Raw genomic sequence first — 21199 nt, forward strand, 5'->3', positions numbered from 1 at the left:
AGTGGATCGTGGAGATCACGTTGCAGTACTTCGACGGGTGCCCGAACTGGGAGGTGCTCGACCGGCGGCTCACCGAGGCCCTCGACGGCCGATCGGACGTCCGCGTCGTGCATCAGCGAGTCGAGACTGCCGAGGACGCCGCCCGCCTCGGGTTCCACGGGTCCCCGACCGTCCTCATTGACGGCTCCGACCCCTTCGCCGACGAGCACACGCCGGTGGGGCTCGCCTGTCGAGTGTTCCGCACTCCTGCCGGGCTGGCTGGTTCGCCCACCGTCGATCAGCTGCGCGAAGTACTCGATGCGCCTCTATGAGGGTGGAGCACCGCCGGGTTGCGCGATCATCGCACCGACGCTCAGCGCAGGAAGAGCCGCCTTCATCGAAAACCAGCCAGGATTGCCGTCAACGTTGTGCTGTAGAGCGCGCCGACGCTGACAACAAGTGCTACAACCCAGGCATGCGCTAGCGCATGTCCACCACGCCGGTACCGATCTCGATCCGACGGGTCCGGGCGCCGACGGCCGCGAGCAACGGGGCGGGGGTCCCGAGCTGGCGGGCGAAGTGGTGGACCCGGAAGTACGCGCCGTCCGCGCCGAGTTCCTCCGCCGCCTCCGCGAGCTCGACGCTCTGGAGCAACGCGTCGGAGGCGGACCGGACCGCGGAGTCCGGATGGTCCATCCAGTGTCCGAAGGACAGGAAGCCGATCTTCTTGGGTGTGCCCACGACGCCATCATGCCGGAGGTCGGCGCGGAACCGCGGCGCCGCGGACGCGACCGGGTGCGTCAGTCGGCGGCGAGCACCTGTGGGAGGCCGGCGACGTCGCCGATCACGACGATGGCCGGCGGCCGCACCTCGTGCTCGTCGAGGGTCGCGGCCAGGGCGCCGAGGGTGCAACGGTATGTCGACTGGCCCTCGAGGCTGCCGTCGACGACCACCGCGGCCGGGGTCTCGGGCGACCGGCCGCCGGCCATGAGCGACCCGGCGATCGCCGGCGAGTTCTTGACGCCCATCAGCACGACGAGCGTGCCACGCATCCGTGCGAGCGCCTCCCAGTCGATGAGGGACCCCGGGTGTCCGGGGGGGAGGTGTCCGGAGACGACGGTCAGCTCGTGGGTCATCCCGCGGTTCGTGACGGGGATGCCCGCGAGGGCGGGTACGGCGAGCGCGCTGGACACGCCCGGCACGACCGTGCACGGGATCCCGGCCTCCGCGCAGGCCTGGGCCTCCTCGAAGCCACGTCCGTAGAGGAAGGGGTCGCCGCCCTTGAGCCGCACCACGAACTTCCCGGCCCGCGCCCGGCTCACGAGTACCTCGTTGATCGCGTCCTGGGCCATCGCGCGGCCGTACGGGATCTTCGCTGCGTCGACGATCTCGACGTCCGCGCGTAGTTCGGCGAGCGGACGCTGCGGGGCCAGCCGGTCGGCGACCACCACGTCGGCGCGGGCGAGCAGTCGGCGCCCACGGACCGTCATGAGGTCGTCCGCCCCCGGCCCCCCTCCGACGAGGGCGACGGTCCCGCGTAGGGATTCGTCGACCTCCGGGGCCTCGGCACCGGCCTCGTCGAGGGCCTTCGCGACGACGTCGCGCGCCTCGGCGGTCCGGTCGCGGTCACCGGTGAGGACCGACACGAGCATCTGCCCCCGCCGGACGACGGCGGGGGTCACGGCGGTGCCGGACGTGACGGCGTCGGAGCGGACGCAGAAGGTACGGTACTGCTCCGCCTCTGCGGCGACGCGGGCGTTCACCAGGGAGTTCCTGGTCGCGGCCACCGCATACCACGCGCCCTCGAGATCCCCCGTCCGGTACTCGCGGGGTTCCCACCAGACACGGCCCGCGTCGATGAGCCCCTGGAGAGTGGGCGTGACCTCCGGGCTGATGAGGTGGACGACCGCGCCGGCCTCGAGCAGCACGGGGACGCGGCGTTGCGCCACGGATCCGCCGCCGATCACCACGACGCGACGGCCCTCGAGGTCCAGGCCGACGGGGTACGGGTTCACGGGCCGGATCATGCCCCGATCCTATCCGCCGTCGGTGGCGTCCCGGTCGTCGACCCGGGCCGTGCGAGACGACTCATCCCCCGGCCTCGCCGAGGAGGCGGCCGGGGGATGAGGGCGTCGGGACGGCGGCGCGACGGCGCCGGTCGATCAGACCTTCTGGTCGAGCTTGAGTGTCCGGGTGGACCGCTCGAACTGCTCGGTGAACAGCGCCGGCTCCTCGGCGAGCTTGCGACCCAGCGACGGGATCATCTCCTCGAGCGCGGGCTTCCACTCGGCGAACCGGCTCGGGAAACAGCGCTGGAGCACGTCGACCATGGCGTCGACAGCGGTGGAGGCGCCGGGCGACGCGCCGAGCAGGCCGGCGATGGACCCGTCCGCGGCGTTGACCACGGCGGTGCCGAACTCGAGGGTGCCGCCGCGACCGTTGGGCTTGATCACCTGCACCCGCTGGCCGGCGACGACCTTCTCCCAGTCGCCCTCCTGCGCGGACGGGACGAAGTCGCGCAGGGACTCGACGCGTGCGCCGTGGTTCTTGGCCAGCTCGGTGATGAGGTACTTGACCAGACTCATCTCGGTGAGACCGATGTTGGCCATGGGCAGGAGGTTGCCGAGCCGGATGCTCGACGGCAGGTCGAGGAAGCTGCCCATCTTGAGGAACTTGGGGGTCCAGCCGGCGAAGGGACCGAACAGCAGGCCCTTCTTGCCGTCGATGACGCGGGTGTCCAGGTGCGGAACGGACATCGGGGGCGCGCCGACGGAGGCCTGGCTGTAGACCTTGGCCTGGTGCTGCTCGACGAGCTCGGGGTTGGTGCAGCGCAGCCACTGGCCGCCGACGGGGAATCCGCCGATGCCCTTGATCTCGGGGATGCCGGACTTCTGCAGCAGGTGCAGGGCGCCGCCGCCCGCGCCGACGAACACGAACTTGGCGTCGACGGTGCGCTCGTCACCCGTGTGGCGGTTGGCCACCGTGAGGCGCCACGTGCCGTCGGTGTTGCGCTCGAGGTCCTTGACCTGGTTCTGGTAGTGCACCTCGGTGCCCGTGCGGGTGAGGTACTTGACCAGCTGACGGGTGAGGGCGCCGAAGTTGACGTCGGTGCCGTTGGAGAAGTGGCTCAGCGCGAACGGCTGCTCGGGCGAGCGGCCCTTCGCCATGAGGGGGACGAGCCGCTCCAGCTCGGAGAAGTCGGTGGTGTGGTTCATGCCCGGGAACAGCGGGTGTCCGGCGAGCTTGTCGTACCGCTTCTGCAGGTAGTCCTGGCCGTCCTTGCCGGCGACGAAGCTCATGTGCGGCACGGGACGGATCCACTCCGTCGGGTCGCCGAGGATGGTGTTCTCCACCGCGTAGGACCAGAACTGGCGGGAGACCTGGAACTTCTCGTTGACGTTCACGGCCTTGGTGATGTCCACGTCGCCGTCGGCGGTCTTGGGCGAGTAGTTGAGCTCGCACAGGGCGGAGTGGCCGGTACCGGCGTTGTTCCACGCGTCGGAGGACTCCATGGCGGGGCCCTCGAGCCGCTCGAAGACCTGGATGTCCCAGTCCGGCTGGAGCCGACGCAGCAACGCCCCCAGGGTCGCGCTCATGGTGCCCGCGCCGATGAGCGCCACATCCGTCGTTCCGTGCTTTGCCACCTGGTCTGAAGTCACCGGCTACCCTCGCTCATTGGTCGTGGACCCGAATCTCACGTCGACGCGGGGCGGTCCCTCGGGGGCCCGCGCCCACAGGGCTACAAGCCTACTCACGGGGACGCCGCCGCGGCACACCGGACTAGGGTGGTCGTCGTGTCGCCGCACTCCCCCGATCCCGCCGCCCACGGAGACGACCCGCGATGGATCCCCGATCTGCTGGGCCCGTCCTATCGTCGGCGCGAACTCCCGCTCGGGACCGATCCGGACGGCGAGGGGCCGATCTCGGCGACCCTGGTGCGGCACGAGGACGCGCCGGTCCGGCCGGACGCCGCGGTTCTCGTGGTCCACGGACTGTCCGACTACTTCTTCCACACGCACCTGGCCGAGTTCCTCGCCGCGCGGGGGATGGCGACGTACGGCATCGACCTGCGAAAGTGTGGCCGGTCGAGGCGGGAGGGTGTGACGCCTCATTTCACGACGGACCTGGAGAGGTACGACGACGAGCTGGATCAGGCGCTCGAGGTGATCGTCGCCGAGCACCCGGGCGTGCCCGTGTTCGTGTTCGCGCACTCCACGGGTGGCCTGGTGGTCCCCCTGTGGCTGGCGCGGCGTCGCGACCGGTCCGCGCTGGAGCCCGTCGTGGGAGTGGTGCTGAACTCCCCCTGGTTCCAGCTCGACGTGCCGGAGCGCGCCCGGGCCGTGCTCGATCCGGTGATCCGGACGTTGGGCTCGGTCCGCCCGTTCTACCGGCTGCCGTTGCCCACGTCGGACCGGTACGTGATCAGCACCCACGTCGACCACGACGGTGATTTCCACTTCGACACCACCCTCAAACCCCCCGGAGGGGTGGGTGTCCGCGCCGGGTGGCTCGCCGCGGTACGCCGCGCCCAGCGCCGCCTGCAGGCCGGCGTCGGTCTGCCGTTGCCTGTGCTGCTGTTGCGTTCGACCGCATCGTCGGTGGGGACGAGGTCCCGCGGCGGCGAGATCGACGTCGACACGGATCTCATCCTCGACGTCCGGTCGATGCAACGGTTCGCCGATCGCGTCTCCGCGGACGTCACGGACGTCGCCGTCGACGGCGCCCGCCACGATGTCTTCCTCTCCCGCGCCGACGTGCTCGAGGTGGTCCTCGATCATCTCGGGCGTTGGCTCGACCAGACCTTGTCCGCACACCCCAAGGAGTCCTGACCGCAATGACACAGACCCCCTCGCGCCACTTCGATCTCGTCGTCATCGGCACGGGCAGCGGCAACTCGCTGGTCGACGAGTCGTTCGCCGACAAGTCCGTCGCGATCTGCGAGAAGGGGACGTTCGGCGGCACCTGCCTCAACGTCGGGTGCATCCCCACCAAGATGTTCGTCTACGCGGCGGACACGGCCACCTCGGTCACCCATTCGTCGACCTACGGGGTCGACTCGACGCTCGACGGCGTCCGGTGGCCGGACATCGTCTCGCGGGTCTTCGAACGCCGGATCGACCCCATCGCCGCCAGCGGCGAGGACTACCGGCGTCACCGCTGCGACAACATCACGGTGTACGACGGTCACGCGCGGTTCGTCGGGCCGCGCACGATCGACACCGGTACCGGGGAGATCATCACCGCCGACTCCGTCGTCATCGCCGCCGGCGGCCGTCCGTCGATCCCCGACATCGTCACCGAGGCCGGCGTGGCCTACCACACCAGCGACGACGTGATGCGTATCCCGGAGCTGCCGAAGTCCATCGTCATCCAGGGATCCGGCTTCATCGCCTGCGAGTTCGCACACATCTTCTCCTCCCTCGGTGTGGAGGTCACCGTGATCGGCCGCTCCGACGTGCTGCTCAAGCATCTCGACCGCGAACTCGCGGAGCGGTTCACCGCCGCGGCCGGGCGTCGCTGGGACGTGCGACTCGGTCAGGAGATCACCAGCATGACCGCGACCGGTGAGGACCGTCGGGGCGTGGAGATCAGCTTCGAGGACGGCTCGAGCTGCTCGGGCGACGCGCTCCTCGTCGCGACCGGGCGCACGCCGAACGGCGATCTGCTCGGGCTCGACTCCGCCGGGGTGGAGATGGACGGCGCCCGGGTCCGGGTGGACGAGTACGGCCGCACGACCGCCGACGGGGTGTGGGCGCTGGGCGACGTGAGCTCGCCGTTCCAGCTCAAGCACGTCGCCAACCACGAACAGCGCGTGCTCGGGCACAACCTGCGTCACCCCGACGATCTGCACCCGTTCCACCACAGCAACGTCCCGTACGCGGTCTTCACGTGGCCGCAGATCGCGTCGGTCGGCCTCACCGAGTCGGAGGCGCGGGCCGCGGGGTACGACGTGACCGTCAAGACCCAGGACTACGGCGACGTGGCCTACGGCTGGGCGATGGAGGACTCGGTCGGCTGCTGCAAGCTCATCGCCGACCGGGCGACCGGCCTCCTGCTCGGCGCCCACATCATGGGTGCCCACGCGCCGTCGCTGATCCAGATCCTCATCCAGGCGATGGAGTTCGAGATCACGGTGCCCGATCTCGCGCGGCGTCAGTACTGGATCCATCCGGCGATGGCCGAGGTGGTCGAGAACGCGCTCCTCGGGCTGGACTTCCCCGACCGCGGTTTCTAGTCCGCGGCCGACGCGGTCAGGTGAGGACGAAGTCCTCCGGGTCCACGGCGCGGACCTGCTCGCGGTACCGGAACGTGAACGTCGGCCACTGCAGCGAGTTCCGGCCGCGCGAGTCGATGTACCAGCTCGAGCACCCGCCCTGATTCCACACCGTGTGGGCCAGCTCCCGGTCCATGCGATCGGCGTAGGCCCGCTCCACCTCGGCCCGCACCTGGATGGTCCCGCTCCCCGATCCTTCCGCCAGCTCGAGCAGGCGGAGGACGTGCCCGGCCTGCGATTCCAGCATGTACACGATCGACGAGTGCCCCAGATTGGTGTTGGGTCCGTAGAGCAGGAACAGGTTGGGGAAGCCGGCGACGGTGACGCCATTGTGGGCGCGCGGGCTACCGTCCCAGTGCTCGGCGAGCGTGCGGCCGTCCGCTCCGGTGATCACCTTCGAGATCGGTGGCTCGGTCGGCTGGAACCCGGTGCCGAAGATGATCACGTCCGCCGCGTGCTCGGTCCCGTCGTCGGCGACCAATCCTCGCGGCGTGACCGCGGACGCCGCTCCGGGGACGAGGGTCACGTCCGGGCGCGTCAGTGCGGGGAGCCAGTGGCTGGTGAGCAGGACACGTTTACAGCCGATCGAGAAGTCCGGGGTGAGCGCTCTGCGCATGCGGCGATCGCGGACCTTGAGGAAGAGGTAGAACCGCGCGAACCACTCGAAGAAGCGCAGCAGGAACTGCGCGCGGGTGAACACGACGACGTACAGCTCGCGCCCCAGATAGATGCGCCCGCGGACGAGTTTCTGCAGGAGCGGCAGTCGCCGGTACAGCTTCTTGCGGCGTTCGGAGATCGGACGGTCGAGCCGGGGCAGAATCCACCCGGGTGTCCGCTGGAACACCGTCACGTGCTCGGCCGTCCCCGCGATCTCGGGGACGAACTGCACGGCGGAGGCCCCGGTGCCCACCACCGCGACCCTCTTGCCCTCGAGTGGGATGTCGTGTCGCCACCGGGCGGAGTGGAACACCTCCCCCTCGAACGAGTCGAGTCCCGGGAGACGGGGAACCGACGGTGCGGAGAGAGCGCCCGTCGCCGCCACGAGGTGACGCGCCCGCACCTGCCCGCGACTAGTGTCGACGACCCACATCCCCTCGGTCGCGTCCCACTTCGCCGCGGTCACCTCACACGACGTGACGAGCCGCTCCCGTAGGCCTATACGGTCGGCGACCGACACCAGGTAGGAGTGGATCTCGGGCTGGCGTCCGAACGAGTGCGACCACCCGGGGTGGGCGTGACGGGACAGCGAGTACAACGCCGTCGGCACATCGCAGGCGCAGCCCGGGTACGTGTTGTCGCGCCAGGTCCCGCCGACCTCGTCGGCGGCCTCGAGGACGAGAAAGTCGCGGCCCCGCCCCTCGCGCAGGAGACGGTCGGCCATGGCGATACCGCCGAAACCGGCGCCCACCACCAACAGGTCGATCTGGTCCACGGGTCCACGGGGCGAGTCGATCATGCTGGACAGTATGCACTGTCGTGTCCACGCTCCAGGCCGCATCGGGACGACCGTCCATATTCCGGTCCGGGCGGGTCAGGAGCCGGAGGGCAGGGTGAGGATCTCGTAGCCGTCCTCGGTCACGACGACCGTGTGCTCGAACTGAGCGGTCCACGCCTTGTCCGCGGTCGTCACGGTCCAGTCGTCGTCCCAGACCTCGAATCCCGGGCCGCCGAGGGAGATCATCGGCTCGACGGTCAGCGTCATGCCCGGCTCGAGCACCTCGGTCCGCGACGGGTCGTCGTAGTGCAGGACGACCAGACCGTTGTGGAAGGTCGGCCCGACGCCGTGACCCGTGAACTCACGGACCACCGTGTAGTCGAACCTCCGGGCGTAGGACTCGATGACGCGACCGATGACGTTGACCTCGCGTCCGGGGCGGATGGCCTTGATCCCGCGGTTCATCGCCTCCTCGGTCCGCTCGACCAGCAGTCGCACCTCGTCGCTGACCTCGCCGGCGAGGAACGTCGCGTTCGTGTCGCCGTGCGCGCCTTGGATATAGGCCGTCACGTCCACGTTCACGATGTCTCCGTCCCGGATTACCGTGGTGTCCGGGATGCCGTGGCAGATGACCTCGTTGAGCGAGACGCAGCACGACTTGGGGAACGCCTTGTACCCCAGCGTCGACGGATAGGCCCCGTGGTCACACAGGTACTCGTGGACGACCCGGTCGATCTCGTCCGTGGTCACGCCCGGCGCGACGGCCTCGCCGGCGGCGACGAGCGCGTCCGCCGCGATCCTGCTGGCCACGCGCATCGCGTCGATCACCTCGGGCGGCTGCACCCACGCCTCGCCGTTGGCCTCGTCGACGCGGTCGCGCCACACGTACTCCGGACGCGGGATCGAGTCGGGCACCGTCCGTATCGGGGTGGGGTCACCGGGGACGAGGGGCTGGCGGGTGGAGGTGGTCATACCACCAGGATAGGCCGCGTCGAGCCGACCGGCCCCGCCGGTACTCACGGGCGGGGGCGGCGGGTCACCAGATGACGAAACAGATCGAGGCGATGATCACCATGGCCCCGAAGAGGCACATGGTGAGCACGTCGCCGCCCGGGGACCGGCCGGTCTCGTCGGGCTCCACCCGGTCGTCCTGCTCGGCCCCGGTGTCGGGGTCCTGTCGCGGATCCATCACATCACCCCCAACCGGCTCAACTCGGAGACCATGGCCACGCCGAGGATGACGAACACGACGCCCATGAAGGCGGTGTAGGTCCAGCGCCGGGCGTGGTCGGACGCCCAGAAACGCCGCACACTCACCACTCCGTTGACTACGGCGATGACGCACAGCGCGATGCCGACCGGGGCCGCCACCCACCCGGACAAGCTGAGCAGCGGCACGAGGATCGGGATCGCGAGGTACGTGATGAGGCAGCGCACGGCGGACACGAGAACGGAGATCCGGAACGCCCGGTGCGCGCCCGAGCCGGCCTTCCTGTCGATCTCATGGATACCGAGGAGGCGCCGCATGACCCGGTCGGCTCCACGCTGCGACCGGAAACCCGGATCGGCCACGGCACCGCCGACCGGCGCCCCGGTGACGGGCGCAGTCGTGACGGCCGCGGTGGTGACGGGCCCGGTGGTGACGGGTCCAGTGGTGACGGGCCCAGTGGCAGGGGCGGGAACGCTCACGCGGCCCTCCCCTGCGAGGTGCCTTGTCCGGTGATCACCGTCGCTGTCCTGTCCATCGCCGTCCTACCCTCCGTGCGATTCGAGAAATCCGAGCTCACGATCCGACTTCCGGTCCACTGTCCCACAGCGCCCGACCCGGGCCGAAGCCGCGGTGGCCGCGGTACCCCGCTCGGGGTCGGGCCCGCGCGGCGGCGGCCGTGCCGATCACAGCAGGACCGTCGCGTAGTCGACGGCGTCGGTCATGCCGACGCGGCGGTAGGCGGCGCGGGCGGCGACATTGGCCCCGTTCACCACGAGCGACGGCGTGAGCCCGCGGGACCGGAGCGCCGCGCACACCGCGGCCGTCCCCCCCGATCCGAGACCGGCGCCCCGCTTGTCCCGGTGGACCCAAATGCCCTGGATCTGCGCGACCCGCGGGGCGAGAGCGGCGACGTCGGCCTTGAAGACCACCTCGCCCCGCTCGAGCCCGATCCAGGTCCGTCCCCGCGCCAACGAGCGGGCGACGCGACGACGGAACGGGATCCCCGCTCCCACGGCGAACGGGTCGGCGCGCAGCTCCTCGCGATACATGGCCGCGGCGGCCGCCAGAACCGACTCGAACTCCTCTAGGGTGGCCGGACGGATCCCGTCGGGAATCATGGCGGGATCCACCGGGCGCTCCAGCGTCATGAGGTACTGCTGGTCCCGGTACTCCCTGGCCTCCCCCCAGGCGTCACGGAGGGCCGGCCACAGGGAGGCCACCTGCTCCCGCCGACCGTGGACGGACATGGGACCGAGCCCGAGGCCGGCGACCGCGCGGCCGAGCGCGCGGTGATCGGCGTCGTCACCGCGCAGCGGCAGCACGGAGCTGCCGACGAAGACCAGCGACCGCGCGGGACCGCCGAGGGTGAGGAACCGCCCGTCCGCACCGGCCACCACGCCCGACGTCGCGAACTTCTCCGCGGCGGGCGCCGCGACCAGCGGATCGGACGCCAGCACATCGGACACGGCCCGGGACTCGCCCGGGCCGACCTCCCGGCACCCACCGATCCCGGTGTCCGGCGCAGCCGTGTCGGTCACGGCCTATCGCGTGACCTTGACCTGGGGGCCTTGGCCCTCAGTGGCCTCCCCCACCGTCTCGCCCATCTCGTCGGCGATCCGCATGGCCTCCTCGATGAGGGTCTCCACGATCGCCGCCTCCGGCACCGTCTTGATGACCTCGCCCTTGACGAAGATCTGCCCCTTGCCGTTACCCGAGGCGACACCCAGATCGGCGTCACGCGCCTCGCCCGGTCCGTTGACCACGCAACCCATCACGGCCACGCGCAGCGGAACGCTCATCCCCTCCAGGCCGGCGGTGACCTCCTCGGCGAGCTTGTACACGTCGACCTGCGCGCGACCGCAGGAGGGGCACGAGACGATCTCCAGCTTCCGCGGTCGCAGGTTGAGTGACTGCAGGATCTGCGCGCCGACCTTGATCTCCTCGGCCGGCGGGGCCGAGAGGGAGACACGGATCGTGTCGCCGATGCCCTCGGCCAGCAGGGCGCCGAACGCGACGGCGGACTTGATGGTGCCCTGGAACGCCGGGCCCGCCTCCGTCACGCCGAGGTGCAGCGGGTAGTCGGTCTGGGCGGCGAGCTGTCGGTACGCCTCGACCATGATCACCGGATCGTTGTGCTTGACCGAGATCTTGATGTCACCGAACCCGTGCTCCTCGAACAGGGACGCCTCCCACACGGCGGACTCCACGAGCGCCTCGGGCGTGGCCTTGCCGTACTTGGCCAGCAGCCGCGGGTCCAGCGAGCCCGCGTTGACGCCGATACGGATCGGGATGCCCGCGTCACCGGCCGCCTTGGCGACCTCCTTGACGCGCCCGTCGAACTCCTTGATGTTGCCCGGGTTGACGCGCACCGCCGCACACCCGGCGTCGATCGCCGCGAAGATGTACCTGGGCTGGAAGTGGATGTCGGCGATCACCGGGATCGGCGACTTGCGGGCGATCGTCGACAGCGCGTCGGCGTCCTCCTGACGCGGGCAGGCCACGCGGACGATGTCGCAGCCGGACGCCGTGAGCTCGGCGATCTGCTGCAGCGTCGAGTTGATGTCGTGCGTCTTGGTGTTGGTCATGGACTGGACCGAGACCGGGTGATCACTGCCCACGCCGACCGGGCCGACGTACAGCTGCCGGGTTCTGCGCCGCGGCGCCAGCACCGGCGGCGGTGCGTCGGGCATACCCAGTCCGACCGGGATCGAGGATGAGTCGTTCACAACAGGCCTTCCGTAGGGGCTGCGGGCCGGGTGCCCACGAGTCCCGACCGCCATTATCCGGGTAACCGGCGACGGGGGCGAGGTGGGTGTGGGTCGGCTCAGCCCGGCAGCAGGATCGGGTTGACGAAGTCGGCGGTGATGACGATCGCGGACACGCCGATCAGCAGGACGAACACCGCCATCGTCAGCGGCGCCAGCTTCTCGTAGTCGGCCGGGCCGCCGGGGGCCAGCCCGCGCAGCCTCCGCACCGCGTCGCGGATCTTCTCGTAGAACACCACCGCGATGTGGCCGCCGTCGAACGGCGTCAACGGCACGAGATTGAACGCGCCGAGGAAGAGATTGAGCCCGGCCAGGAAGAGCAGGAACAGACTCCACAGCCCCTGCTCGACCGCCTGTCCGCCGATGTAGCTGGCCCCGACCACTGACACCGGCGAGTCCTCGGCCCGCTCCGCACCGAAGATCGACGCCGCGACGGCCGGGATCTTCGCCGGGAACGAGATCAGCCCCTCGACGGTCGCCTCCACCATCTCGCCGGTGAAGACGAAGGTCGCGGGCACCGCGGAGAGCGCGTCATAGGTGTTGACCGTCTGATACGCGGGGTCGTCGAGGATCTCCTGCGGGATCCCGTCCTCCGAGAGGCGGACACCGAGCGCTCCACGCTCCTGACCGTCGACGGTCGACGACGTCAACCTCGTCGTCGTCGTCACCTCCTCCCCGTCCCGCTCCAACGCCACCGGCACGGTCTCGCCGGGGCGCGCCGACACCACCTCCGACAGGTCGGCCCAGCTCACCACGGGGACCCCGTCGACGGCGGTGATCCGGTCGCCCGGGAGGATCCCCGCCTCACCGGCGGGGCCCACGCCGATGCCACAGTCGTCCGCACTCGCGCACGTGTCACCGACCACCGCGGCGACCCGGTCGGTCGGGATCGGTTGGACGTCCCGGTTGGCCAGCCCCCACCCCAGGGCGACCGTGTAGAAGAGGGCGATCGCCAGCACGATGTTCATGAACGGCCCCGCCAGCAGCACCGCGACGCGCTTCCACCACGCCTGACGCCACATGGCCTTCGGCTCGTCCTCAGGAGGCAGCCGGTCGTACGCGGTCATCCCCGCGATGTCGCAGAAGCCTCCCAGCGGGATCGCCTTGAGCCCGTACTCGATCCCGCCCCGCCGCACCGACCACAGGGTCGGGCCGAAGCCCACGAAGAACCGGCGCACCTTCATCCCCGACCACAGGGCCACCCTCATGTGCCCGTATTCGTGGAGCACGATCGATACCATGATCCCCAGCGCGAACAGGACGATCCCGACGATCAGCACGACTCAGCCCTCCAGGCCCGTGACGATGGCCGCGGCGTGCCGCCGCGCCCAGGACTCCGCCGCCGCGACGTCGTCGGGATCCCGCGGATCAGACGACCACTCGTCCGCGGCGCCGACGGTCTCCGCCACCACGTCCACGATGTCCGTGAACCGGATCCGACCGTCGAGGAACGCCGGCGCGGCCTCCTCGTTGGCCGCGTTGAACACCGCCGTGCGCAGGCCACCCGCCTCGCCGGCCGCGCGGGCCACCTCGACCGCGGGGAAGGTCCCGGTGTCGACCGGCTCGAACGTCCACGTGTGCGCGCGGGTGAAATCCAGCGGCGTCGACGCACCCGGGATGCGGTCGGGCCAGCCCAGGGCCAGCGCGATCGGGAGCTTCATCGACGGCGGCGACGCCTTGGCCACCGTCGCGCCGTCGACGAAGGTCACGGCCGAGTGCACCACCGACTGCGGGTGGACCGTGACGTCGATCCGGTCGTAGGGCACCCCGAACAGCAGGTGCGCCTCGATGAGCTCGAGAGACTTGTTGACCAGCGTCGCCGAGTTGAGCGTGATCATCCGGCCCATCGCCCACGTGGGGTGGCGCAGGGCCTCCTCGGCCGTGACGTCGGCCAGCTCCGCGCGCGTCCGACCGCGGAACGGGCCACCGGACGCGGTGAGGACCAGCGAGGCCACCTCGTCGCTCGCGCCCGCACGCAGGCACTGCGCCATCGCGGAATGCTCCGAGTCCACCGGGATCAACTGCCCCGGCGCGGCCGCCCCCGTGACGAGCGCGCCCCCGGCGACGAGCGACTCCTTGTTGGCCAGAGCGAGCCGGGCGCCCGAGCGCAGGGCGGCGAGGGTCGGCCCCAGTCCCCTCGACCCGTCGATGCCGTTGAGCACCACGTCCGACTCGACCGCGTCCACCAGTCGCGTCGCCGCGGACGGGCCGGACAGGACCGTCACGTCCGGGAACGCCGAGCCGATCCGCCCTGCCGCGGTCGGGTCCGACACCGCGACGAAGCGCGCACCGGTCGTGCGGATCTGCTCCGCGAGGAGATCGACGCGGCCACCACCGGCGGCCAAACCGACCACCTCGAAGCGGTCGGCGCCGGCCTGCGAGGTCACCTCGAGTGCCTGGGTCCCGATCGAGCCGGTACTGCCGAGGACGAGAACGCGCGTGGTCACCCCGCCATTGTCCACGCCGACGGCCGTGTGTGCCGCATCGGACGACCCCCTCGGGGCCTCCCGCGGCGGGTTAGGCGTCGACCTGAGAACGCGGTGTGACAAACTGGGCACGATGTCGGCGGCCCGCAGGGCTGCCAGCGAGCCGTGAGGAGAACCGGGGAGCATGAGCGCTGACGGACACCACACCAGCAGGGAGATCGTCGTCAACGGGATCAGTTCCGTGGACGAGCCCTCGGTCGCCTGGGGCTGGCACAAGCACAGCAGGATGGTCGGCGTCGCCGTGGGCGGGTTCTTCGTCCTGTTCCTCCTGGCGATGCTCTTCGGGAACCACATCGGCCGGGTCGAGAACATCTGGCTGGTGAGCATCGCCGCGTTCCTGGCCATCTGGATGGTCATCTCGCTGCGTCCCAAGAAGGACGACACCCTCAAGAAGAGCCGGATCCACGAGGTCTCCGCTCACCACTACGCCGCGGCCAGCGCTGTCGCGACCGGCGAGGCAGCCCGGAACCCGGAGGGCGTCGCTCCCGCCAAGCACTGACGACGGGCGGACCATGACGAAGGGCCGCCATCGCTCCCCGGAGCGGTGGCGGCCCTTCTCGTCGGTGGGGCGATCAGCCCTCGGCCGCCAGCTGGCCGCACGCGGCGTCGATGTCCGACCCGCGGGTGTCGCGGACGGTGCAGGAGACGCCGGCAGCGCGCACGGCCGCGACGAAGGCGTCCTGCTGGTGGCGGGGGCTGGCGTCCCATTCGCTCCCCGGGGTCGGGTTGAGCGGGATGAGATTGACGTGCGCCATGGGTCCGAGCCGCTGCGCGAGCAGCCGACCGAGCATCTCCCCACGCCAGACCTGGTCGTTCACATCGCGGATCAGCGCGTACTCGATGGACACGCGCCGGCCCGTGGCGTCGGCGTAGTGGCGGGCGGCGTCCATCACCTCGGTCACCGGCCACCGGTTGTTCACCGGCACCAGGGTGTCGCGGAGCTCGTCGTCGGGGGTGTGCAGCGACACGGCGAGGGTGACCTGGAGTCCTTCCTCGGCGAGCTGGTGGATGGCGGGGACGACCCCGACCGTCGACACGGTCACCGACCGCTGCGAGAGCCCGAAACCGGACGGCGGGGGCGAGATGATCCCGCGGACCGCGGCGAGGACGCGCTTGTAGTTGGCCAGCGGCTCACCCATCCCCATGAACACCACGTTCGACAGGCGCCCCGGTCCCCCCGGGATCTCGCCGTCCCGCAGCGCCCGCGCCGCCACGCGGACCTGCTCGAGGATCTCCGCCGTCGACAGATTCCGCTGGAGGCCGCCCTGACCCGTCGCGCAGAACGGGCACGCCATGCCACAGCCGGCCTGGCTCGAGATGCACACCGTCGCCCGATCCGGGTAGCGCATGAGCACGCTCTCCACCAGCGAGCCGTCGTGCAGCTTCCACAGCGTCTTGCGGGTGGTGCCCTCGTCCGCGGAGACGTGACGCAGCGACGTGGTGAGCGGCGGGAAGAGTTCCTGCCCCACCCGGTCACGCAGATCGGCCGGGAGGTCGGTCATCTCGCGCGGGTCCGCCTCGAGCCGCCCGAAGTACTGGTTCGCCAGCTGCTTACCGCGGAACGAGGGAACCCCGAGGTCACCCATCGCCACCGCTCGGCCGTCGGAGTCGAGGTCGGCGAAGTGGCGCGGGGGCAGCCCGCGGCGGGGGGCGTCAAAGACGAGGGGAAGAGGATCAGCCATGATTCGGCCATTCTGTCAGAAACGAACGCGCAGGACACACCGCCAACGGTGCCGCCCGGGGAGATGAGCACATACAGTTCTGCTATGGCCACACGATCACACGATCCCGTCGACCCTGATCATCCGGGCGCAGACGACGCGCCGGGTGGGCTGCCCGCCGCGCGAACCGATGTCGGCGACTCGGCGCCGGCCCCCCTGGACGGGGCGACCGACAGTCCACGACCGGGCCGGGCAAGCGGGGATGACGTCTACCCCGACACCGCCGGCGGCCTCCTGGGATCGGCATGGGTCGGTCTCGTCCTGGGCGCACTGGTGACGGTCCTGCTGCTGATCTTCATCGCGCAGAACACGACCTCGACCGACGTCCGCTACCTCGGGTGGGAGTTCAGTCTCCCACTGGGGGTGCTGATCCTCCTGGCGGCGATCGCCGGGGCGCTCATCATGGCACTGTTCGCCGGATTCCGGATCCTCCAGCTGCGGATGCGCGCGCGCAAGGCCCGCAAGCTCTCGGCCCGCGCGCACTGACCACGTCGGGCCGGCGGCTCCCCACGCCGTCGGCCCGGGCGGTCCCGCGGCCGGCCCATACGGGCCCGGCCGCTCAGGTGGGCACGACGTAGGTGAAGACGACCCAGACGACGACGGCGCTGGGCAGCACGGAGTCGAGGCGGTCCATGAAACCGCCGTGGCCCGGCAGCATCGTCCCCATGTCCTTAATGCCGAGGTCCCGCTTGACCTGCGATTCGACGAGGTCGCCCAGCGTCGCGGTGAACACGGTGAGGACGCCGAGCAGGATCCCCTTCCAGACGCTGTCGTCGAACATCGTCGCCACGACGGCGGCGCCGCCGACCGTGGCGAACAGCAGCGACCCCGCGAAACCCTCCCAGGACTTCTTCGGGCTGATCGCCGGGACCATCGGGTGTCTGCCGAACAGCACCCCTGCGACGTAGCCACCGACGTCCGAGCACACGACCAGCAGGATGAGCGCCACGACCCGCTGCGCCCCGAACTCTCCGTCGGACAGCATGGCGCCCAGCGAGCCCGGGACGGCGATCCACACCAGGACGAACACCGCGACCGAGGCGTCCCGCATGTAGTTCTTCGGCGCGGTGGTCAACCCGCCCATGAGCAGTCGCCACACCAGCACCACGACGGTGGTCACGGCGAACGCGGCGAAGGCGCCCTCCGCCCCGCTGAGGAAACCCGCCCACACCGTCGCCTGGCCGCCCAGCAGGAGCGGGATCAGCGGGAGCCGGAACCGCGCCTGGCGCAGACGCTTGAACACCTCCCAGGTGCCGATCGCGACTGCTCCCGCGGCGACGATGTACCAGGCGCGGGGGGTGAAGGCGATGCTCGCGATCACGAGCGCGCCGAGGCCGACCCCGACGGGAATGGCTCGGGTCAGGTCCCGGCCAGCGCGCGACGGAGGTGCGGCGGCCGCGGCGGTGGGCCCGGGCGGTCCGGGGGGAGCGGTGTCCACGGCGTACTCCTCGACTGTGAAGGGCGGATCGGGGTGGGAGGTCAGACCTCCATCAACTCGCCTTCCTTGACCTTGACCAGGTCGTCGACATCGGCGACGTAGCGCTGGGTGAGCTTGTCGAGCTCCTTCTCGGCGGCGGTGACCTCGTCCTCGCCGGCCTCGCCGTCCTTCTGGATGCGCTTGAGCTCGTCCATCGCCTTGCGACGGACGCCGCGGACCGCGATCCGGCCGTCCTCGGCCTTGGCCTTGGCCTGCTTGACCAGGTCACGACGCCGCTCCTCGGTGAGCTGCGGCACCGTCACGCGCAGGACCTGCCCGTCGTTGGTCGGGTTGACGCCGAGGTCCGAGTTGCGGATCGCGTTCTCGATGGGGCCGATCTGCGACATCTCATACGGCTTGATGATCAGCATCCGCGGCTCGGGGACGGTGATGCTGGACATCTGGGTGATCGGGGTGAGCGTCCCGTAGTACTCACAGAGCACACGGTTGAACATGCCCGGGTTGGCTCGGCCGGTGCGGATGGAGGCGAGCTCGTCACGGACGTGCTCGAGTGCCCTCTCCATCTTCTCCTCGGCCTCGAGCAGAGTGTCGTCGATCATGTGCGTCTCTTTTCGTTCTCGTCGGTGGCTGTGGTCCGGTGGCGGGCGGGTCGGTCCGGGCTGCTCCGGTCAGAGCTGCTGACCAGGGTCCCTATCTGCTCACCGGCCACGGCGCGAGCGATGTTGCCCTCGGTGAGGAGGTTGAAGACCAGGATGGGCATGTTGTTGTCCATGCAGAGGCTGAACGCGGTGGCGTCGGCCACCTTCAACCCGCGTTCGAGGCACTCGCGGTGCTCGATGCGGGTGAACAGCTCGGCATCGGGGTTCGTGCGCGGATCGTCCGAGTACACGCCGTCGACGGCCTTGGCCATCAGCAGCACGTCGGCCTTGATCTCCAGCGCGCGCTGCGCCGCGGTGGTGTCGGTCGAGAAGTAGGGCATGCCCATTCCGGCTCCGAAGATCACGACGCGCCCCTTCTCCAGGTGCCGCTCGGCGCGCAGCGGGATGTACGGCTCGGCGACCTGCCCCATGTGGATGGCGGTCTGGACGCGCGTGGAGACACCCTCCTGCTCGAGGAAATCCTGGAGGGCGAGGCAGTTCATCACGGTGCCCAGCATCCCCATGTAATCGCTGCGGGCGCGGTCGAGGCCACGCTGCTGCAGCTGGGCGCCGCGGAAGAAGTTCCCGCCCCCGATCACGATCGCGATCTGCGCCCCCGTGCGGGACACCTCGGCGATCTGACGGGCGACCGACTGGACCACATCCGGGTCGATACCCACGCCGCCGCCGCCGAACATCTCGCCGCCCAGCTTGAGCATCACTCGCCTGTAGCCGTCCCGCGGGTCGGTCATCGTTCTCCTCGTCCCGGGCGGATCGAGCCCGTGTCGCGCGTCAACGCCCCCGACGGGGTGTCGTCGGGGTGGCGTGCGGCCCATGGTGGGACCGCGTTCATTCTGCCCTATCGCCCCTGCCGCCACACCGCAGCCCGCCGGACGCGGGGACACCCGGGTCTGCAGACCGCCGACAGACGCCGACGGCGGCACCCGGGATTCCCCCGGGTGCCGCCGTCGTGTGGGACCCCTGGTGACGGGTCCGGGTCGGATCAGGCCTGGCCGACCTCGAAGCGCAGGAAGGCCGAGACCTTCGCGCCGGCCTCGTCGAGCAGGGCACCGACGGTCTTCTTGCTGTCGGTGACCGACGGCTGGTCGAGGAGGCAGACGTCCTTGAAGAAGCCGTTGAGGCGACCCTCGACGATCTTCGGGAGGGCCTGCTCCGGCTTGCCCTCCTCGCGGGCGGTGGCCTCGGCGATCTCGCGCTCCTTGGCGACGATGTCGGCGGGGACCTCGTCGCGGGAGACGTACTGGGCCTTGAGCGCGGCAATCTGCATCGCGGCGGCGCGGGCGGCGGACTCGGCGGCCTCGCCCTCACCCGAGTAGGCGACCATGACGCCGACGGCGGGCGGCAGGTCGGAGGAGCGCTTGTGCAGGTAGACGGCGACCGGGCCGTCGAGCTTGCCCACGCGGCGCAGGACCAGCTTCTCGCCGGACTTGGCGGAGAACGACACGACGGCGTCGGCGACGGTGGCACCGTCGAGCTCGGCGGCGTTGAGGGCGTCGAGGTCCGAGATGCCCTGCGAGGCGGCCACGTCGACGATCTTGTCGGCGAGCGCGATGAACTCGGCGCTCTTGGCGACGAAGTCGGTCTCGGAGTTGAGCTCGATCATGACGCCGTCCTTGATGGCGACCAGGCCCTCGGCGGTGGTGCGCTCGGCGCGCTTACCCACGTCCTTGGCACCCTTGATGCGCAGGACCTCGACGGCCTTGTCGAAGTCGCCGTCGGTCTCCTCCAGGGCCTTCTTGCAGTCCATCATCCCGGAGCCGGTGAGCTCACGCAGACGCTTGACGTCGGCAGCGGTGTAGTTCGCCATGGTGGGGCGACCCTCCTTAAAGGGGTTCGTGATGTGTCGGGAAAGGTGTTGAAGAGTCGGTCGGCGGGCGCGATCGTCTCCACCCTAGACGCCGGGGCGTCCGGGGACGGCCGCCCACCGCCTCAAGACACCTCGGGCCCGGCCCCCGGAAGATCCCCTGGGGGATCGTGGGCGGCCGGGCCCGATGGCGCTCGAGCTGGAGGTGCGGATCAGGCCTCGGTGGCCGGGGCCTCGGCGGGGACCTCGGCCGCGGGGGCCTCGGCGGCGGGCGACTCGGTGCCCGTGACGTCCGCGGCGGGACCCTCGGTGCCCTCGGTGGCGGCGCCACCGGTGACCTGGTCGAGCTGCTCGGTCTCCCACTCGGCGAGCGGCTCGGCCTCCTCGCCGGTGGCCTTGCCGGCCTGCGAGCGGGCCTTCAGGCCCTCGGCGACGGCGGAGGCGATGACGCGGGTCAGCACGGTGACCGAACGGATGGCATCGTCGTTCGCCGGGATCGGGTAATCGACGACATCCGGGTCACAGTTGGTGTCGAGCAGCGCGACGACCGGGATGTTGAGCTTGCGCGCCTCGCCGACGGCGATGTGCTCCTTGTTGGTGTCGACGACCCACACCACGGAGGGGACCTTGCTCATGTCACGCATACCGCCGAGCGTGCGCTCGAGCTTGTTCTTCTCGCGCGTGAGCATGAGGATCTCCTTCTTGGTGCGACCCTCGAATCCACCCGTCTGCTCCATCGACTCGAGCTCCTTGAGCCGCAGGAGCCGCTGGTGCACGGTCTGGAAGTTGGTGAGCATGCCACCCAGCCAACGCTGGTTGACGTACGGCATCCCGACCTTGGCGGCCTCCTCGGCGATGGCCTCCTGGGCCTGCTTCTTGGTGCCGACGAACAGGACGGTGCCGCCGTGGGCGACGGTCTCCTTGACGAACTCGTACGCCTGGTCGATGTACGTCAGGGTCTGCTGCAGATCGATGATGTAGATGCCGTTGCGGTCGGTGAAGATGAACCGACGCATCTTCGGGTTCCAGCGGCGGGTCTGGTGGCCGAAGTGGGCGCCTGCGTCGAGCAGCTGCTTCATGGAGATGACTGCCATGATGGGTTGAGGGCTCGTCCGGCTTGAAAGCAGCCGGACCGCGAGGCCCTCGTCCTCGCTTTCTGGTACGTATCGGGTTGTGCCCACTCGCCGGGCGGCGGCGGGCCCTGGTGTCCGCGCCGGGCCGGACCCCCTGTATACGGGGGCACCTGCTGGTCCGACGTCCGGGAAGGCCGGGGCTCTTCTGCAGCCCCGGGGCCCGGATGCGGCGCCGTTGACCGGGTCGCCGCAGGACACGCGAAGTCGATCGACGAGAGTCGACCGCACGGGAGAGCATATCCCCTCGGCCCCGCACAGCCAAGGCGGGCCTCTCGCCACCGGTCGCCTGACCCTG

General features: G+C 70.3%; 20 protein-coding genes and 2 pseudogenes. 5 read left to right on the top strand and 17 right to left on the bottom strand.

From position 1 onward, the window contains the following. Nucleotides 1-8: 8 nt before the first annotated feature. The gene (locus C3V38_RS14895; RefSeq protein ID WP_007321360.1) at nucleotides 9-311 is read left to right on the top strand and encodes a hypothetical protein; all 303 of its coding nucleotides are present in this window, start codon (nucleotides 9-11) and stop codon (nucleotides 309-311) included. Between the two features lie 151 nt (nucleotides 312-462). Here C3V38_RS14895 and C3V38_RS14900 read toward each other — a convergent pair. The 3 genes and pseudogenes from C3V38_RS14900 to mqo form a co-directional block, all read right to left on the bottom strand. Further along, nucleotides 463-675: pseudogene (locus tag C3V38_RS14900) on the bottom strand (LLM class flavin-dependent oxidoreductase); the annotation flags it as partial. A gap of 104 nt (nucleotides 676-779) precedes the next feature. After that, nucleotides 780-2006 carry a uroporphyrinogen-III C-methyltransferase gene (gene cobA, locus C3V38_RS14905; RefSeq protein WP_106386183.1) on the bottom strand — a complete coding sequence of 409 codons (1227 nt, stop codon included), beginning with the start codon at nucleotides 2004-2006 and terminating at the stop codon, nucleotides 780-782. Between the two features lie 135 nt (nucleotides 2007-2141). Then, nucleotides 2142-3638, bottom strand: a complete 1497-nt coding sequence (mqo, locus tag C3V38_RS14910) for a malate dehydrogenase (quinone) (protein ID WP_081470475.1) — start codon at nucleotides 3636-3638, stop codon at nucleotides 2142-2144. A 135-nt stretch (nucleotides 3639-3773) separates the two neighbouring features. On the opposite strand from mqo, the gene C3V38_RS14915 reads away from it, so the two are divergent. Both C3V38_RS14915 and mtr read left to right on the top strand, forming a co-directional pair. Beyond that, nucleotides 3774-4808: an alpha/beta hydrolase gene (locus C3V38_RS14915; protein ID WP_254426013.1), complete on the top strand. Its 1035-nt coding sequence runs from the start codon at nucleotides 3774-3776 to the stop codon at nucleotides 4806-4808. Between the two features lie 5 nt (nucleotides 4809-4813). Continuing rightward, nucleotides 4814-6214: a mycothione reductase gene (gene mtr, locus C3V38_RS14920; RefSeq protein WP_007626772.1), complete on the top strand. Its 1401-nt coding sequence runs from the start codon at nucleotides 4814-4816 to the stop codon at nucleotides 6212-6214. Between the two features lie 16 nt (nucleotides 6215-6230). On the opposite strand, the gene C3V38_RS14925 is transcribed toward mtr, so the two are convergent. The 8 genes from C3V38_RS14925 to dxr form a co-directional block, all read right to left on the bottom strand. Beyond that, complete coding sequence (locus tag C3V38_RS14925) at nucleotides 6231-7709, bottom strand: NAD(P)/FAD-dependent oxidoreductase (protein WP_106386185.1); 1479 nt, start codon at nucleotides 7707-7709, stop codon at nucleotides 6231-6233. A 75-nt stretch (nucleotides 7710-7784) separates the two neighbouring features. Beyond that, nucleotides 7785-8660, bottom strand: coding sequence for a type I methionyl aminopeptidase (map, locus tag C3V38_RS14930; RefSeq protein ID WP_106386186.1), 876 nt, complete (start codon nucleotides 8658-8660; stop codon nucleotides 7785-7787). 64 nt (nucleotides 8661-8724) lie between these two features. Beyond that, nucleotides 8725-8877 carry a hypothetical protein gene (locus C3V38_RS17660; protein ID WP_007626779.1) on the bottom strand — a complete coding sequence of 51 codons (153 nt, stop codon included), beginning with the start codon at nucleotides 8875-8877 and terminating at the stop codon, nucleotides 8725-8727. Next, the gene (locus C3V38_RS14935) at nucleotides 8877-9377 is read right to left on the bottom strand and encodes a hypothetical protein (RefSeq protein WP_254426014.1); all 501 of its coding nucleotides are present in this window, start codon (nucleotides 9375-9377) and stop codon (nucleotides 8877-8879) included. The genes C3V38_RS17660 and C3V38_RS14935 overlap by 1 nt, the downstream gene beginning before the upstream one ends. 204 nt (nucleotides 9378-9581) lie before the next feature. Continuing rightward, entirely contained in the window at nucleotides 9582-10436 is an 855-nt protein-coding gene (locus C3V38_RS14940) for a GNAT family N-acetyltransferase (protein WP_106386187.1), read from the bottom strand. 3 nt (nucleotides 10437-10439) lie between these two features. Continuing rightward, nucleotides 10440-11588 (bottom strand): flavodoxin-dependent (E)-4-hydroxy-3-methylbut-2-enyl-diphosphate synthase, encoded by a 1149-nt coding sequence (gene ispG / locus C3V38_RS14945; protein WP_165001176.1) that lies wholly within the window; start codon nucleotides 11586-11588, stop codon nucleotides 10440-10442. A gap of 134 nt (nucleotides 11589-11722) precedes the next feature. Further along, nucleotides 11723-12943: an RIP metalloprotease gene (locus C3V38_RS14950; RefSeq protein WP_256386841.1), complete on the bottom strand. Its 1221-nt coding sequence runs from the start codon at nucleotides 12941-12943 to the stop codon at nucleotides 11723-11725. A gap of 3 nt (nucleotides 12944-12946) precedes the next feature. Continuing rightward, the gene (dxr, locus tag C3V38_RS14955) at nucleotides 12947-14110 is read right to left on the bottom strand and encodes a 1-deoxy-D-xylulose-5-phosphate reductoisomerase (RefSeq protein ID WP_007626789.1); all 1164 of its coding nucleotides are present in this window, start codon (nucleotides 14108-14110) and stop codon (nucleotides 12947-12949) included. 163 nt (nucleotides 14111-14273) lie between these two features. Between dxr and C3V38_RS14960 the strand changes: the two genes are divergently transcribed. Next, entirely contained in the window at nucleotides 14274-14648 is a 375-nt protein-coding gene (locus C3V38_RS14960) for a DUF2631 domain-containing protein (protein ID WP_007626791.1), read from the top strand. 73 nt (nucleotides 14649-14721) lie between these two features. On the opposite strand, the gene rlmN is transcribed toward C3V38_RS14960, so the two are convergent. Continuing rightward, nucleotides 14722-15831 (bottom strand): 23S rRNA (adenine(2503)-C(2))-methyltransferase RlmN, encoded by a 1110-nt coding sequence (rlmN, locus tag C3V38_RS14965; protein ID WP_106386188.1) that lies wholly within the window; start codon nucleotides 15829-15831, stop codon nucleotides 14722-14724. Nucleotides 15832-15915: 84 nt separating this feature from the next. On the opposite strand from rlmN, the gene C3V38_RS14970 reads away from it, so the two are divergent. Continuing rightward, the gene (locus tag C3V38_RS14970; RefSeq protein ID WP_007626795.1) at nucleotides 15916-16356 is read left to right on the top strand and encodes a lipopolysaccharide assembly LapA domain-containing protein; all 441 of its coding nucleotides are present in this window, start codon (nucleotides 15916-15918) and stop codon (nucleotides 16354-16356) included. A gap of 73 nt (nucleotides 16357-16429) precedes the next feature. On the opposite strand, the gene C3V38_RS14975 is transcribed toward C3V38_RS14970, so the two are convergent. The 5 genes and pseudogenes from C3V38_RS14975 to rpsB form a co-directional block, all read right to left on the bottom strand. Beyond that, nucleotides 16430-17308 (bottom strand): phosphatidate cytidylyltransferase, encoded by an 879-nt coding sequence (locus tag C3V38_RS14975; RefSeq protein WP_106386189.1) that lies wholly within the window; start codon nucleotides 17306-17308, stop codon nucleotides 16430-16432. Between the two features lie 41 nt (nucleotides 17309-17349). Beyond that, nucleotides 17350-17907 (bottom strand): ribosome recycling factor, encoded by a 558-nt coding sequence (gene frr, locus C3V38_RS14980; RefSeq protein WP_007626804.1) that lies wholly within the window; start codon nucleotides 17905-17907, stop codon nucleotides 17350-17352. Between the two features lie 74 nt (nucleotides 17908-17981). Beyond that, nucleotides 17982-18698 (bottom strand): annotated as a pseudogene (gene pyrH, locus C3V38_RS14985) (UMP kinase); the annotation flags it as partial. Between the two features lie 251 nt (nucleotides 18699-18949). Continuing rightward, entirely contained in the window at nucleotides 18950-19774 is an 825-nt protein-coding gene (tsf, locus tag C3V38_RS14990; protein WP_007626806.1) for a translation elongation factor Ts, read from the bottom strand. A gap of 209 nt (nucleotides 19775-19983) precedes the next feature. Further along, on the bottom strand, nucleotides 19984-20865 hold the full coding sequence (gene rpsB / locus C3V38_RS14995; RefSeq protein ID WP_007626807.1) for a 30S ribosomal protein S2: 882 nt from the start codon (nucleotides 20863-20865) through the stop codon (nucleotides 19984-19986). Nucleotides 20866-21199 lie beyond the last annotated feature (334 nt).

This window comes from Dietzia sp. oral taxon 368, from assembly GCF_002999155.1.
Classification (GTDB): domain Bacteria; phylum Actinomycetota; class Actinomycetes; order Mycobacteriales; family Mycobacteriaceae; genus Dietzia; species Dietzia cinnamea.